We start from the raw sequence: 15,054 nt of genomic DNA, 5'->3' as shown, positions 1-15,054 counted from the left end.
TTTTAATTTGTTGTCCTTCTATCTCCGCTCATCCTTATTTTCATCATCAATCTAAATCAAAAATAAAACTATCTGACTACCAAACCCTTCAACAAGAATGGTTAGCCACTCAACCCAAAATGAAAAGATATGACATTCCTGTTTTATCTAAAGAAAGCATCCCTGATATCTTAAAATATTTTAATATCAAAGCTTATCTTTATGATATTTCAACTCCCTCCTACAATCCTTATGATTACACTTTCTTCGACGCTAAACTCAAAAACCCTCCTTCAGGTTTAATTGGGGCTTATTTCAAACCAAGACATAACCCTTTTAATATCAAATATCCTGATGAAGATGATGAATTCACCTTAGAAGAACTCCTTGATTACGGAATAGCCATCAAAGAAGCCTTTGTCTTTTGGGATACAAAACAAAAACCTCAAGAAGAAAATGTAAATATAGAATTAATAATAATTGAAATGTTTGCTGACCAAAACAAAGAAGAAGCAATTAATAATTATTTAATCAAAAACAACATCATTAAAGAACCAAAACTAATTAAACTAGGTTGTTATAACGCAACACCTCATACTGGATTAGTATTGCCTTTACCTTTTGGAAAATTTTTATTTGAATTTGAAATTGATGCCATTTATTTTGATGACGGCATAAGGTTATTATCTGAAAATCGAAATATACAATCTCTAAGAAACCGATTAGAATGGAAACAAGAATTTCTACAAGAAGTTATAATAAAACAAAATTCATGTGAAGATACACATTTCAAAACTGTCTATCAAGAAAGCATTAATGAAATTAATGAAAGCATCAATCAAATAAAAGAAGATATTATTAAATCTCAATCATATACTATCGAAGACTTAACAAAACTCTCAAATGGTGCCAAAAACATCTATCTTTTCTTCCTTAATGTTCAAAAAAGAAAAAAAATTATTGAACTCCCTGACTCTTTAGACCCTTATCAAACTATCCGAGATTGGAAAAGAGAAAACAACCTTTATACTTTCCCTCCTTTAATAAAAGAAAGTGAATATAAAGAAGAAACAGAAAAGCGAAATTGGGATATTGAAATAACTTCTCCTTCTTATAAAAAAATAGATATTCCTTTTCAAATTAAAAAAATATTCCAATGTTTAGAAACTGATGATTGTATTTATTTTGTAGTTTGTAATGATACACTCCAAATTAAACTCGCCGAACAATATCGTAATGCTTATATAAATTGGTTAAAGCAATGTTACATTCAATATGGATGTTCTTATTCAGCTCAAGAAATAAGAAATAAATTTGGAAAAACATCGAGAATTATTTATGATGAAAATGGAAATACATGTTGGTATCAATATGTCCCAGGTTTTTTCTCTGATGATTGGATTGTTAATGGTCATAATTGTGTTGGTAATTCTAATATTTTTTATAATTTTTATAACACCACTCCCCCACCCAAAAGAATTGAATTAAGCTTTAAATAACAATTTAAAAGACTCTCTTGTAGAGTCTTTTTTTATTATCTAAAACCCAATTAAAGGAGAAAAAAATGAAACTTATAGTTTTTGAAGGACTAGATGGTAGCGGCAAAACAACTTTAATTCAAGAATTACAACAAAAACTAAAAAAACAAAAAATAAATAATAAAATTTATCAAGGTTTAGGAAGTAGTTCTATTGGAACAGAAATAAGAAATTTATTTTTAAATTATAACCAAGTTGATTACATTACTCGTTTTTATCTTAGCATCACTAATATGGCTCAAATCCAAAAAGAACTCATCTATCCTCATTTAAAACAAAATCAACTCATAATCTTAGACCGTTGGTTACCATCAACATATGCCTACCAATTATTTCCTTATCTTAAACAAACAAAATCTTGTTTCGATTTAAAAGAAATTTTTGATATCACTCATAAAAAATTATTTATTAAACCTCATTTATTAATTTATCTAGATATTAATCCTCTTATTGGTAAAGAAAGAAAACAAACCCAAAAAAACCATCAATTAGATATTATCGAACAAAAATCCTTAACTTATCACCAAACTGTCCATAAAGGTTATTATCATTATTTAACTCATTATCAAAACAATAAACAATTAATTCTAAATGGTATTGATTCCCTTCAATCAAATGTTACTAAAATTATGAAATTAATAAGAGATATAAAATGAAAAAAATCATAAAGAAAAAATGTCAAAACGGTAATTTATATATCTATTTTCGCAACGGCAAAATCAAAACAATTCATAAAGATGGAATTATTACTTGGCGTACTAAAAAAATCTATTAAAACAAACCAAAGACCCTCAAAAAGGGTCTTTTTTATTTAGAAAGGAATTTAAAAATGTTAACTAACCAAGAATTTATTAATATCAACCAATTAAATACCAACTCAAAATCAGTTCAAATCATAAAGCTTATTTTCAACAAAGCAACTTTGAATCTTACTATTGATAAATATATGAAAAGTAATCACATTCAATTAAATCATTATTTCGAAACCAACAACTTTTGTTCCCAATCCCAAAAATCAATTCGCGGAAAAATTAACGAATACCTGATTTTGCTTTATTTAAACCATAAAGGAATTAAATGTTTATATCCTAAATCATATTTATTTTTCATCCCCGACATCAAATTCGACTTGGTTTTATTCACACAAACCAAACGCATTATCGCCTTCAATTTCAAAACTTGCCTTCGTGAACGATACAAACAAGCCATCATTGAAGCACAACAACTAAAAAAACTAGACACTCGTTTTGAATATTATTTATTAACAAACGATGAAGTTGAAACTCAAAAACTCAATAATAAAATTAAAAACGGTAAAGTACAGTCAATTAATAAAGTAATTAATTTATTTTCTGATAATGCTAATCTCTTCTTAAAAACCTTACTAATGAATGAATTCATCACTTTTCCCAATATTAATTTAATTAAAAAGAAGGAGTTAAATAAAAATGTTAACTAACGAACACCAAGCCTTAATTCAAATTATTAATTACATCGAAAAAGGGGAGTGGAACAAATTAAAACTTTATTGTCAAATAATCAACCCTAAATATTTAACCAAATCCAATCACCAAAAAATATATAACGCTTTAAAATATTTATATTTAGAAAAAAAATCAACTCATCCTTGGGATAAAATCAAAACCAAAGAGACAATTATTAAAGAATTACTAACTTATCTTCAAACTCATTATCCTCAAGAAAATTTTAATAATGAATCTTTGATGTTTTTAAACAATAATAATATCCATAATGAACATCTTTTAGAAAATTTAAAACATACTTATACCCAAGAAACTTTATTTCAACAATTAATAAAAACAATCAACCCTTCTTTTGATAATCAAGATCTTTATCATAAGCATTTATACTACCAAGAAATCTTTGATAAATTAAGAAATTTTATTAATCTTATCCCAAACAAAAAAGATAAAACTTTATTAACCTTGAACCAAATGACAAAACTTTATCCCGAAGTCTTTGAAACCGACAACATTTCCAAACAAAAAATCCAAGAAGAATATTATCGTTTATCAGACACTTTCAAAGGATTAAACCAAGCCACTAAAGGGTTCAAAAAAGGTCAAATCATCACCATTGGAGGCTATACTGGTTTAGGTAAAACATCTTTTATCTATAATCTTCTTTTAGATTTAGCCAAAACTAAATACCAAGAAAACCAACATTATCCTTATATGTTGGTTTTTTCTTTTGAAATGACTTCAGAAGAAAACCTAAATCGTTTATTATCTAATCAAACTCAAATTCCTTTAGATGTTATTTTAGATAAAAATTTTGATAATATCACACAACAACACTATACGAAAAAGATGATACAAGCAAAACAATTTTTTACTAATATCAACTTATCTTTTAGTTATGACCAAGAAAAAAATATTAATTATATTGTTGATTTATTGTATCGTCTTCATTTAGAATCCAAAATAGAAATTGTAGTCATTGATCACCTTCAAATCACAAAAGCGAGTAATAAAATGGATAATGACCGTTTAGCCATTGATGAAATCATGACCAAAATTAAAGAAATCGCCATCGAATTAAAAATTGTCATTATCATTTTATCTCAATTTTCAAGAGATACTTATTCTAATTATAACGGAAAATCCCCAGAAATCACCGCACTAAAAGGCTCTGGCGGAATTGAAACCAATTCCGACATAGTATTAATTATGTCTGAATTTAACCCAAATATTAAAAAAAATACCACCAAACCCCTAAATATCTATACTTCAACCTTAAATCAACTATATTTAGAAGCTGATGACAATGATAATCAAAAAATAATTGAAGTAAATATTAAAAAAAATCGCAGCGGAACTAAAAAAACTTTAGTCTATCATTTTAAAATGACAACTCAAACTTTTCAAGAAGTAGGTTATGTTTTACCTTACCAAATAGAAGATTTTTAAGGAGTAAAAAAATGAATAATCAAGAAAAAATTAACTACATCAAAACTAATTTCCCCATGATAGTTTTATTAAAAAAATTAAACATCCTCCCATCAAACTTCAACAGCAAATATCGTTTTCCTTGTCCCATCCATCAAGGTCTAAATCCAACAACTTGTCATATAAATGATAACAATAACATTCACTGTTGGAAATGTTGTCGCGATTTTGACATTATTGATGTTTATAAAGAAATTCGTGGAATCACAAACTTTAACGATGCAGTCAAAAAGATTTTAAATTTTATGCATTCTCAAAAATTTGAAATCTTAACAAATAAAGAAAAAACTAACACCTCAATATCCTCCAACCCTTTCAAATTACAATATCATCCTCCCAAACCCCATAACCCAATAGATGAAACAGAAATTAATATCAAAAAAACACAATTATTCAAAGAAATATCTCCCTTATTTAATCAAATAAGAGATTATTATAATTATTTGTTAACATCCAATCAAAATGATGAAAGGAAAATAGGATTAGATTATTTAACACAAAAGCGCCAATTAAATTTAGAAACAATTAAAGAATTTAAATTAGGTTATGCTCCATTATCAAATAAACCATTATCTTTTAGATTAATCAATTTCTTAAAAAAGAAAAATGTTAATATTGATAAATTAGTAGAATATGGTTTTATCAAAGAAAAAACTAATTTCAAAGGAAAAAAATATTATCATGATACTTTTCATGGTTCTATCATTATCCCGATTGAAAATGGATATGCTAAAACATTTCACTTTTATCAAAACCATTTTTGCGATACTAGCTATTTTCAACCCAAATATCAATCTCTTAATAATTTCAGCCAAACCCCCACTTTTCATTTTAGTTATCGTTTCTTTGAAGCATTCCCTTGCATTAAACAAACTAAAATTATGATTGTTCATGAAGGCTTTTTTGATGTCATTAGTTGTTGGCAAAATGGAATTAAAAACGTTGTGGGATTAATTTGTGTCACACAATTATTTTCTCAAACACAAATAGACATTCTTAAAAAAGAAAATATTAAAATCATTATTGCCTTAGACAATGACGAAACAGGAAAAAAACGTAGTGAATTATTAGGTGAACAATTAAAAAAAGAAAATATTATCTATGAAATTAGACACATTTTACCACCTTATAATCAAACTTGTAAAGATGTCGATGATTTATTTAAACAATATGGAATCCAAGCTTATCAAAAATGTTTCTTAGACCCATATATTTCTTACGAAGCGGCCAAAAAGAAACAAATAGTAGATTTAGCTATATATTACTTTGGCAAAGATAAAGTAGAAGTAATTAACGAATAATTTATTAATTAATTTAAAAAAAGGAGAAATAAAATAATGCAAAACAATACCAATCAAGAAATTAGAATCGGAGGTGAAATTAATAAACAAAATACTCCCACTGATTTAGAACAAATCAAACACTTTTTGAAAACTTTAAAAGAAGATTTAATTAACCTCACCATTATTAATCATTCCAAAAAGAAAAATACCTACCAAGAAGCTAATTATCGCCCTAAAAATCAAACTTTATTTATAGATCCAAAAATCTTAGAAGAAATTAAAAAATACAAAATAGACATAATTAAAGCCATAAAAGTAGATGACAATACAAAATTATTACTTAACCCTTCAACCCCTCTTAAAACTCAAAATAATACCCTTAAACATCAATTTAATATTTTCCAAATCAATTATAAAAATGAAACCAAAAACCAAATAAAAGAATTAATGAGCAAAATCAATATCAATAAATTAGATACTTTAAAATTATTTAAATTAGATAATCATAAAAAAGATAAATATGATAAACCTTTAAAAAGCAATTATAAAAAAGGTTTAAATATTATTTATTATCGCTTAGAAGATTTAAAACACATTAAATTCTTTATTACCAAAGATAAACGAGGATATCGCATCAGAAAATTACATCCCAAATATAAATATATATCTAAAACAAAACAAATTATTTAACTAACAATTTTATGACACTTTTATGACACTTTTATGACACTTTTATGACACTTTTATGACACTTTACTGACACTTTACTGACACTTTACTGCCCCCAAAAACCCTTTTTGCAACAAGCTTATTTAACAAGTGATATTTGATATTTTATATCGATAATGATAATGATATTCGATATTTGATATTGTCGATATATCTTTTTTTTAAATCATTATTAATTATCGATATAAATAACATCTCTTTTTTAAAACCCTTTCCATTGGAAAAAGATTGTTTATAAAAATATAAATCAAATAATATAAGCGCTGGAGCGCTAACAAAAATAAAAAGAATACATAATAAAAAGAAAAATAATAAAGAATCCCCCCATTGCGCTGCCCCCCTTTTTTTTCAAACCTTACCAATTTCATCAGCGCAAAACTAAAAAATAAAACAAATTAATGGTATTTTTTTGATTTAAAAACCTTTTTGAATTATAATTATTAATATAATCAAAAAAAATAAGGTAAATAGTGTTTAATAATGAAAAAATTAAAACAAAAATTCAAATTATTGCAAAAAATGATTGAAAAAATAACTAAAATTGATAAAAAAATAGTTTTTAATTTGGTTAAAAAATTTAAAAATAACTTAAATCTTACTACCATTTTAAAAACTATCCAAATCAAAAGAAGTACTTATTATTACTGGTTAAAAATTAAAGAACAATTAAAATTAAAACAAGAAAAATACCTTTTGCAACAAAAAAGAATCGAAGCTTTATGTTGTAATCATGAATATTTTTTCGGTCATCATAAAATTACTGTTTTATACCAAAAAACTTTCAATGAATCAATTACTAAGAAAAAAGTTTATCTCATTATGAAAGAAAAAAATATTTTTTGTCGGTTAAGAATTAAAAAAAATAAACATCATTATAAAAATAATTTACAAAATAAAATTAAAATAGTACCTAACTTAATCAATCAAGAATTTATTTCATCTCGACCCCTACAAAAACTATTCACTGATATTACTTATTTTAAAACTCCTCAAGGTTTTTTATATTTTTCTTGTGTTATAGATTCTTTTAATAATCAAATTATCGCTTCACATACTTCTAATTGTCAAAATAAAGATTTAGTATTAAAAACAATCCAAAAATTACCTAAATTAAAAAAACCTTGTATTATTCATTCTGATCAAGGTTCAGTTTATCAATCTCTAAAAGTTCAACAAATCCTAACTAAAAAAGGTTTTTTAATCAGCATGTCCCGCAAAGCCACTCCACGTGATAACGCAGTAATTGAAAATCTGTTCGGCCAAATGAAAAGTATTTTATATCATCGTCATCCTTTTTTATTTCAAAAAACAATTCCAAAAATCACAAAAATAATTAATCAATTTCCTTCTTTTTGGAATCATAAATGGCTTTTAACTAAATTAAATAATTTATCCCCTTTACAATATTTTCAAACTCTTAGATAAATTATTAGTTAAATTTACATAAATAATATAACCTTATAAAAAAGGTTACTTTTCTGCACCCTTTTTTTAAGAAAAATATTAAAATTATATAAAAGATTATTTTCTTTTTATTTTGTAGACACCTTTTTAACTTTTTTTACCTAACTATATATATGGAAGGGTAAAATATTGAAAAAAATATCTTTTGAAACTAGCAAATTATTAAAAAACTTTAGACACTTTTTAATTTAATTAAAAACAACTTTGTTAGTTTGAAAAGATATGAAATTATCTACTTAATTTTAAGTTTTAAAGAACAATTTTAAAATTAAAATATGTCCAAAAAAATGGAACAGCGCAAAAAAGAGTTTACCGTACATTAGATAACTTAGTTAAAGAAGCTCAGAACCAATCAATCTCTCGTGCAATCGCTGATGAAGAAAATAAAATTTCTTGTATTCATCCAGAACACGAAACACGCTACAAAAATAACGAAGCTATTGTAAAAGCTTTTGAAGATAAGAAAAAACCAGAAAAAGAACATTTACATAACTCTTGTGGTTGTAAAGCAATCGACATTCAAGACTTAAAAAATGCTTATTTCTCAACAATCGGAAAACCAGCCCCAGAATACAAACACAACCAAATTCCTAAGGTTAAAACGACTAATAAATAAAAAAAATAATTTATTGATAAAATTAAAGAATTAAATTAAAATAGGAAAGTAAAGATATTATATTTTTTCAAAATACTAATAAAAAAAACCAATTTAAATAAATAAAATAAATAATAATAATAATAATAATAATAATTCTAAATAACCAAAATGACATAAGACGAAATAATGATAGGTTGATATATCAACGTTATTTGCTGCCTTTATTTAATAAACAAAAGTATCTAAAAAAAGAATTATAATTTAAATTAAGAAAAATATAAATTATTATATTTATTAACGACATAATTATATAAAATGATTTTATTTCTTTTAAAAAAGTATTTTTCGCATCCTAAACTATAATAAAAATAATCTTAAATTATGATTCTTTCGTTTATTAAGTATTTATTTTTAATTTTTTTTAATTAAAATAATGTTAAAATATTTATAATATCAAATATTGAATTTTATTTAAATTATTTAATTAAAAAAAATTTAAAAAAATCCTTTATTTTAAAATTTGTAAAATAAATATATAAGTAGGTTATTGATAAATTGGATTTAATCAAAGAATTCAAAATCTTTTTAAAAATTGAATGCAATTATTCTTCTTTTACTATCATTAGTTATATTCATGATGTAGAAGAATTTAAAAAATTTTTAATACAAAAAAAAATGTGTTTTAATTTTATCAATTTATCGAAAGAAAAAGAAGCACGTTTATTTTTGACTTATTTAAGTTCTAAAGGATTATCTCGGGCGAGTATTATTAGAAAAATAGCCGCTTTAAAAACTTTTTATAATTTTTTAATAGAAAGATATCATTTTAAATATAATATTTTTTCTTTAATAAAATTTAAAAAAATACCTAAAAAAATACCTAAAATATTATCAAATAATTTTATTCAAAAATTATTTAATTCTATTTCTATCACTAACCCTTTGGGTTATCGCAATTATATTATTTTGGATTTGCTTTATAGTTGTGGTTTGAGAGTTAGTGAATTGATCAACCTTAAAGTGAATGATATTTATTTAGATGATGAACAAATTTTAGTTTATGGCAAAGGCAGAAAAGAAAGATTCATCCCTTTACATAAAAATTTATTTGAAATGTTGAAATATTATCTAATAAATACTAGAATTCAATTATTAAAAAAGAAAAAAAAAATTATCAATGAGCAAAATAATTTTTTATTAATTAATTATAAAGGAGATGGATTAACAGAAAAAGGGATTAGATTTATTTTAAATAAAATTAATAAAAAAATAGGTTCTTCACATTCTGTTTATCCTCATGCTTTTAGGCATGCTTTTGCTACTGTTTTATTAAACAAAGGAGCGGATTTAAGAGTGGTTCAAGAATTATTAGGTCATTCTCATTTAAAAACTACACAAATTTACACTTATGTTTCTGATGTTTTTTTAAAAGAACAATTTATAAATAATCATCCTCGAAATATTTATAAAAAATATTTAAATAAAAAATAAAAAAGGTAATTAAAAAATATGAATATGAAAAATAAATTTTTTTTTGAAATCGTGAGTTCTTATAAAGAACAAGACATTAATTTACCAAAAAGACAGACTATTTTTAGTGCTGGATATGATTTTGAATCTGCGGTTTTTATTGTTATAAAACCAAAAGAAATAGTATTAGTTCCGACAGGTGTTAAAGCTTGTTTCGCTTCTAATAAAGTTTTATGCATTTATCCTCGTTCATCTTTATCTTTGAAAAAAAAATTAACCATGCCTAATAATGTGGGTATTATTGACAGTGATTATTATAATAATAAAAGTAATGAAGGTCATATTTTTATCCCTTTATATAATTTTTCTGATGAAAATGTTTTTATTCAAAAAAAAGAAAGAATCGCTCAAGGAATTTTACAAGAATTTTTTTTAACTCAGGATGATTTTGTAGAAAAGGATAAAATTCGTCAAAGTGGTTTTGGTAGCACTGACAATGATTAATATTTATATTTGATTTTGAAAATATAATCAATTGTAAAAAATAAGAAAATATGATAAAATAATTTAGATTTAGGTTTTTTAAATTCGAACAATTTTTAAAAAAATAATATTAAAAAATATTATTAGGATATTATTTGAGATTTTTTTCAAAAATTAAAAGGAGTTATTTTTATTTATGTCATCGGTTGTTTCTATTAAACAATTATTAGAATCGGGAATTCATTTTGGACATGCAGCTAGAAAATGTCATCACAAAATGAAACGTTATCTTTTTTCTTCAAGTGATACTGGTATTCCTATCGTTAGAAATAAAATTCATATTATAGATTTAAAGAAAACAATTGAACACGTTGAATTAGCTTATAAAAAAATGGTAGAATTGGTTTCGAATAACGGAAAAGTTTTATTTTTAGGTACTAAAAAACAAATTCAAGAAATAGTTAAACAAGAAGCTCAAAGATCTAAACAATATTTTATTGTGCATAGATGGTTAGGTGGTACTTTTACTAATTTTGCGACTATTTTTAAAAGAATAAATTTTTTAAAAGACTTATATAAACAAGAAGAACAAGGTTTATGGGAAAAATTACCTAAAAAAGAAATCATTACATTAATGAGAAAAAGAGAAAAATTAGAAAAATTTTTAGGTGGCATCAAAGATATGGAACGCTTACCAGAAGCTATTTTTGTAGTCGATGTTAAAAAAGACATTATAGCTATTAAAGAAGCACGTAAATTAAATATTAAAGTTTTTGGTATTGTAGATAGTGATTGTGACCCAGATTCAGTAGATTATGTTATTCCTGCTAATAACGACGCTATTAAAGGTGTTAAATTGATAACTTCTATCATAGCTAATGCGGTTATAGAAGTAGAACGAAAAAATAATAATATTAAAAATAATAATGTTCAAGAGAAAAATATCAAAGATATTGAAGTTTCTGAAGGTGTTGAAAATATTAAAAATTAAGCATAATTTATTATAAAAATTAATTTTAAAATTTTTTATACGTTGATAAAATATTTTTATTATTTGTTCAGAATGAAGATGTTATTATAACATCTTTTTTTATGTCAAAAAAACTTTTTATATATTAAATGTTAAATAATTTTTTTAATTTATAAAGAAACAAAGAGGTTAAATCCAGAATGAAAATAATAATTGAATTAATTAAAGAATTAAGAAACAAAACAAAAGCAGGACTTTCTGATTGTAAAAAATTTTTAGAACAAACTAATGGAGATTTAGAAGCTGCTGCAAAATTATTAAAAGAAAAAAGTCTTTGTTATTATAAAACAAAAAAAACAAAAGAAAATTTTGAAGGGTTGACTAATATTCTTATTCAAAATAATAAGGCTGTTTTGTATGAATTAAAAGCGGAAACAGATTTTGTTGTTAAAAACCAAAATTTTATGGATTTATATAACAAAATAGGTGATATTTTGTTGAAGGTTGATTCTTCTGTTCAAAATTTAGATGATTTTTTGAATTATCGTTACGAAGGGCAAAGTATTAAAGAGTTAATTTTAGAAAAATCTTTCATTATCAAAGAACAAATTATTTTATCTCGTATTCAAGTAGTTTATAAAAAAGATAAAGAAAGTTTTGGTTTTTATAAACACCAAGGAGGAAAAATATCTTCTTTAGTTCATTTAGATGGTTTTTCGCAAGACGTCCAAGAACATTTACCAGTTCATATAGTAGGAATGAAACCTAAATTTTTGAAAAAAGAATTAGTAGATAAATCATTTATAGAAGAAGAAAACAATATTTCCTTAAAACAAGTTCAAGAAAAAAACATTAATAGACCTCTAAAACCAGAATTAGTAGAAAAAATAGTTCAAAATAGATTAGAATCTGTTTTAAAAAAAGTATGTTTATTAGAACAACCCTTTTATATAGATGAAAATCAACAAATAAAAGAATATTTAGCAAAAAACAAAGTAAATGTTATTGCTTATTATTGTTTTGAATCATAAAAAAGAATAATAAAATAAATTTATATTTAAAAATTATTTAAAAAAAGAGAGGGTTAATTAATGTTTAAAAGGATTCTTTTAAAATTAAGTGGAGAAGCATTAAAAGGAAAAAATTTTAACATTGATCCTCAAACAGTTAAAATAATAGCAGAAGAAATAAAAGAGATTAAAGACTTAGGAATAGAAATAATTATTATTGTAGGTGCTGGTAATATTTGGCGAGGTCTTTTAGGGGAAAAATTAGGTATGGTTCGTAGTCAATCTGATTATATGGGGATGTTAGGAACTATTATCAATTCTTTAGCTTTACAAGACGCTTTAAACCATTTAAAAGTAGAAACTAGAGTGATGACAGCTTTTCCTGTCACTTCGATCGCAGAACCTTATATTAAAGAGAGAGCGAACCGACATTTAAATAAAAATAGAGTTGTTATTTTAGGAGCAGGTTTAGGATTGTCTTATTTTTCTACAGATACCGCTGCTGCTTTAAGATCTACCGAGTTAAATGTAGATGTTATTTTAATGGCTAAAAATGGAGTCCAAGGAGTTTACACTAAAGACCCTAAAAAACATAAAGACGCTGTTTTATTGAAAAAAATTAAATATAAAGATATTATTTATCAAAGATTAAATATTATGGATGTAACTGCTGTATCTTTATGTTGGGAAAATGGTATCGATATTTTAGTATTTGATATGAATACAAAAGGAAATATTAAAAAAATTATTTTTGAAGGAAATATAGGTACTTTAATAACTTCTTAAAGGAGAACAAAAGTGGAAGAAATATTAAAAGAAATTTTGAACAAATCAACAACAAAGATGAAAAAAACCGAAGAAGCGATGATTAATAAGTTTAATGAGATTCGCACAGGGGTAGCTAATCCTAAAATATTAGATAAAATCATGATTAATTATTATGGTGCGGAAATAAATTTAAAAAATATCAGCAATATAAGTATTGTCGAAGGAAATCAAATCAATATCAAACCTTTTGATAATATGTCGATTCCTGAAATCGAAAGAGCTATTTTTTCTTCTGATTTAGGAATAACTCCTACTAACGATGGTAAAATAATAAAATTATTATTCCCTAAATTAACAGAAGAAAAAAGAAAAAATTTAATTAAGCAAGTAGATCAATTAAAAGAACAAACAAAAGTAAATATAAGAAATATTCGCCGTCAAGGAAATGAAGAAATAAAAAAAAATAAATTCAATGAATATTTAGAAGAGCGCGGTTTAAAAGAAATCCAACATTTAAGTGATAAATTTATTAAATCTATTGATAACGAAACAATTCGCAAAAATAATGAATTGTTAAAAATTTGAAATGATTAAAAAAAGAACCCCTCTTAATAAAATTTATATAGGTTTAACACTTTTTTTTATAAATTTGTTTTGTTTTTTTGCTACCACTGAATTAGATAAAAAAAACAAAACAAATTTTTTTATTTTTTTTGTTTTGTTTTTAGCTTTAATAATTGTTTTTGTGACAACGAAAGAAATATTGAATTTAAATAAAACATCAAAAAATATTTTTTTACAGTTTATTTTTTTAATTTATAGTTTGTTTTATTTTTTTTATTTTTGTTTATTTTTATTAAAAAACATCTCAAATAAATTAAGCGAAGATAATTTAATAAAAAAAATAATAATTAATTTTAAAACCGAACATATTTTATTTGGTGTTTTGTTTTTTTTATTAATTTTGTGGTTATTTTATTTATTTATTCATGAATTTCACATTCAAAATTTATTTTCGATTCTATTCGCTTTAATATATGTTGTTTTTTGTAGTTCTTGTTTTTTTGTTTTGAATTGTTTTCATTATCGATGGTTTTGTTATCTTTTTGTTATCACTATTTCGAATGATAGTTTTTCTTTTTTAGGAGGTTATTATTTCGGAAAAAGATTATTATTCCCTAGTGTAAGCCCTAAAAAAACATGGGAAGGTTCGATAATAGGAATTATTTTTACTTTTTTTATTTGTTTTATTTTTTTTCATGATGTAATAAGTATTGGATTTTTTATTTTTACTTTTTTTAATTGTATTATTTCTCAAATGGGAGATTTGATCGCTTCTAAATTAAAAAGAGATTTTTCTATTAAAGACTTTAGCGGTTTTATACCAGGTCATGGTGGTTTATTAGATCGTTTTGATTCTCTTTTATTTTTATCTTTTTTTATAATTGTATTATTTTTGTTCCCTAATGATAATATTAGCGATTTTCTTCATTCTTTATTTTTAAACAAATAAATAAAAAAAAATTAGAATTAAAAGGATTTAAACTCTTTTTAATTCTAATTTTTTTAAAGCGCGAGCCGATATATAAACTTTAACTTTTTTGCCTTTTTCATCAATAACATTCACTTTTTGTAAATTGGCTTTCCATACTTTTCTTGTAGCGTTCATCGCATGACTACGTTTATTTCCGAACAGATTTTTTTTTCCAGTAATATAACATTTACTCATAATATTTTATTTTATGCTCCCTTTTTATAAAAATATTTTCTTTAATTAGTATAACATATTTTTT

General features: G+C 23.8%; 14 protein-coding genes and 1 pseudogene. 14 read left to right on the top strand and 1 reads right to left on the bottom strand.

Annotated elements, in window-relative coordinates:
* Positions 1-119: 119 nt before the first annotated feature.
* The 14 genes and pseudogenes from LFWB_RS03090 (at position 120) to LFWB_RS03025 (ending at position 14,774) form a co-directional block, all read left to right on the top strand.
* Positions 120-1,478 carry a hypothetical protein gene (locus tag LFWB_RS03090; RefSeq protein WP_246454212.1) on the top strand — a complete coding sequence of 453 codons (1,359 nt, stop codon included), beginning with the start codon at positions 120-122 and terminating at the stop codon, positions 1,476-1,478.
* Between the two features lie 47 nt (positions 1,479-1,525).
* A pseudogene (gene tmk, locus LFWB_RS03085) lies at positions 1,526-2,173 on the top strand (dTMP kinase); the annotation flags it as partial.
* A gap of 173 nt (positions 2,174-2,346) precedes the next feature.
* Positions 2,347-2,976 (top strand): hypothetical protein, encoded by a 630-nt coding sequence (locus LFWB_RS03080; protein WP_210954507.1) that lies wholly within the window; start codon positions 2,347-2,349, stop codon positions 2,974-2,976.
* Positions 2,966-4,447: a replicative DNA helicase gene (locus LFWB_RS03075; protein WP_210954508.1), complete on the top strand. Its 1,482-nt coding sequence runs from the start codon at positions 2,966-2,968 to the stop codon at positions 4,445-4,447. Before LFWB_RS03080 ends, LFWB_RS03075 begins: the two co-directional genes overlap by 11 nt.
* Before the next feature lie 11 nt (positions 4,448-4,458).
* Complete coding sequence (locus LFWB_RS03070; RefSeq protein WP_210954509.1) at positions 4,459-5,787, top strand: toprim domain-containing protein; 1,329 nt, start codon at positions 4,459-4,461, stop codon at positions 5,785-5,787.
* 36 nt (positions 5,788-5,823) lie between these two features.
* Positions 5,824-6,459 (top strand): phase variable surface lipoprotein, encoded by a 636-nt coding sequence (locus LFWB_RS03065; RefSeq protein ID WP_210954510.1) that lies wholly within the window; start codon positions 5,824-5,826, stop codon positions 6,457-6,459.
* A 519-nt stretch (positions 6,460-6,978) separates the two neighbouring features.
* Complete coding sequence (locus LFWB_RS03060) at positions 6,979-7,923, top strand: IS3 family transposase (protein ID WP_210954511.1); 945 nt, start codon at positions 6,979-6,981, stop codon at positions 7,921-7,923.
* Positions 7,924-9,115: 1,192 nt separating this feature from the next.
* On the top strand, positions 9,116-10,051 hold the full coding sequence (locus LFWB_RS03055; protein ID WP_210954588.1) for a tyrosine-type recombinase/integrase: 936 nt from the start codon (positions 9,116-9,118) through the stop codon (positions 10,049-10,051).
* An 18-nt stretch (positions 10,052-10,069) separates the two neighbouring features.
* Positions 10,070-10,534: a dCTP deaminase/dUTPase family protein gene (locus tag LFWB_RS03050; RefSeq protein WP_210954587.1), complete on the top strand. Its 465-nt coding sequence runs from the start codon at positions 10,070-10,072 to the stop codon at positions 10,532-10,534.
* 175 nt (positions 10,535-10,709) lie between these two features.
* Positions 10,710-11,504 (top strand): 30S ribosomal protein S2, encoded by a 795-nt coding sequence (gene rpsB / locus LFWB_RS03045; RefSeq protein ID WP_210954586.1) that lies wholly within the window; start codon positions 10,710-10,712, stop codon positions 11,502-11,504.
* Positions 11,505-11,683: 179 nt separating this feature from the next.
* Entirely contained in the window at positions 11,684-12,514 is an 831-nt protein-coding gene (gene tsf / locus LFWB_RS03040; protein WP_210954585.1) for a translation elongation factor Ts, read from the top strand.
* A gap of 60 nt (positions 12,515-12,574) precedes the next feature.
* Positions 12,575-13,279 (top strand): UMP kinase, encoded by a 705-nt coding sequence (gene pyrH, locus LFWB_RS03035; protein ID WP_210954584.1) that lies wholly within the window; start codon positions 12,575-12,577, stop codon positions 13,277-13,279.
* A 12-nt stretch (positions 13,280-13,291) separates the two neighbouring features.
* Complete coding sequence (gene frr / locus LFWB_RS03030; protein ID WP_210954583.1) at positions 13,292-13,846, top strand: ribosome recycling factor; 555 nt, start codon at positions 13,292-13,294, stop codon at positions 13,844-13,846.
* A gap of 1 nt (position 13,847) precedes the next feature.
* Complete coding sequence (locus LFWB_RS03025) at positions 13,848-14,774, top strand: phosphatidate cytidylyltransferase (RefSeq protein WP_210954582.1); 927 nt, start codon at positions 13,848-13,850, stop codon at positions 14,772-14,774.
* Positions 14,775-14,801: 27 nt separating this feature from the next.
* On the opposite strand, the gene rpmB is transcribed toward LFWB_RS03025, so the two are convergent.
* Entirely contained in the window at positions 14,802-14,990 is a 189-nt protein-coding gene (rpmB, locus tag LFWB_RS03020; protein WP_246454211.1) for a 50S ribosomal protein L28, read from the bottom strand.
* Positions 14,991-15,054: the final 64 nt, after the last annotated feature.

Origin of the sequence: Candidatus Phytoplasma luffae (assembly GCF_018024475.1) — a bacterium.
Classification (GTDB): domain Bacteria; phylum Bacillota_I; class Bacilli_A; order Acholeplasmatales; family Acholeplasmataceae; genus Phytoplasma; species Phytoplasma luffae.
This window is presented reverse-complemented; position numbering and strand designations above follow the sequence as displayed.

Coding starts and splice junctions, on each gene's coding strand:
- tsf (WP_210954585.1), top strand. CDS start 11,684: ATGAAAATAATAATTGAATTAATTAAAGAATTAAGAAACAAAACAAAA.
- LFWB_RS03025 (WP_210954582.1), top strand. CDS start 13,848: ATGATTAAAAAAAGAACCCCTCTTAATAAAATTTATATAGGTTTAACA.
- LFWB_RS03080 (WP_210954507.1), top strand. CDS start 2,347: ATGTTAACTAACCAAGAATTTATTAATATCAACCAATTAAATACCAAC.
- rpmB (WP_246454211.1), bottom strand. CDS start 14,990: ATGAGTAAATGTTATATTACTGGAAAAAAAAATCTGTTCGGAAATAAA.
- LFWB_RS03070 (WP_210954509.1), top strand. CDS start 4,459: ATGAATAATCAAGAAAAAATTAACTACATCAAAACTAATTTCCCCATG.
- LFWB_RS03065 (WP_210954510.1), top strand. CDS start 5,824: ATGCAAAACAATACCAATCAAGAAATTAGAATCGGAGGTGAAATTAAT.
- pyrH (WP_210954584.1), top strand. CDS start 12,575: ATGTTTAAAAGGATTCTTTTAAAATTAAGTGGAGAAGCATTAAAAGGA.
- LFWB_RS03075 (WP_210954508.1), top strand. CDS start 2,966: ATGTTAACTAACGAACACCAAGCCTTAATTCAAATTATTAATTACATC.
- LFWB_RS03060 (WP_210954511.1), top strand. CDS start 6,979: ATGAAAAAATTAAAACAAAAATTCAAATTATTGCAAAAAATGATTGAA.
- LFWB_RS03090 (WP_246454212.1), top strand. CDS start 120: ATGAAAAGATATGACATTCCTGTTTTATCTAAAGAAAGCATCCCTGAT.
- LFWB_RS03050 (WP_210954587.1), top strand. CDS start 10,070: ATGAATATGAAAAATAAATTTTTTTTTGAAATCGTGAGTTCTTATAAA.
- rpsB (WP_210954586.1), top strand. CDS start 10,710: ATGTCATCGGTTGTTTCTATTAAACAATTATTAGAATCGGGAATTCAT.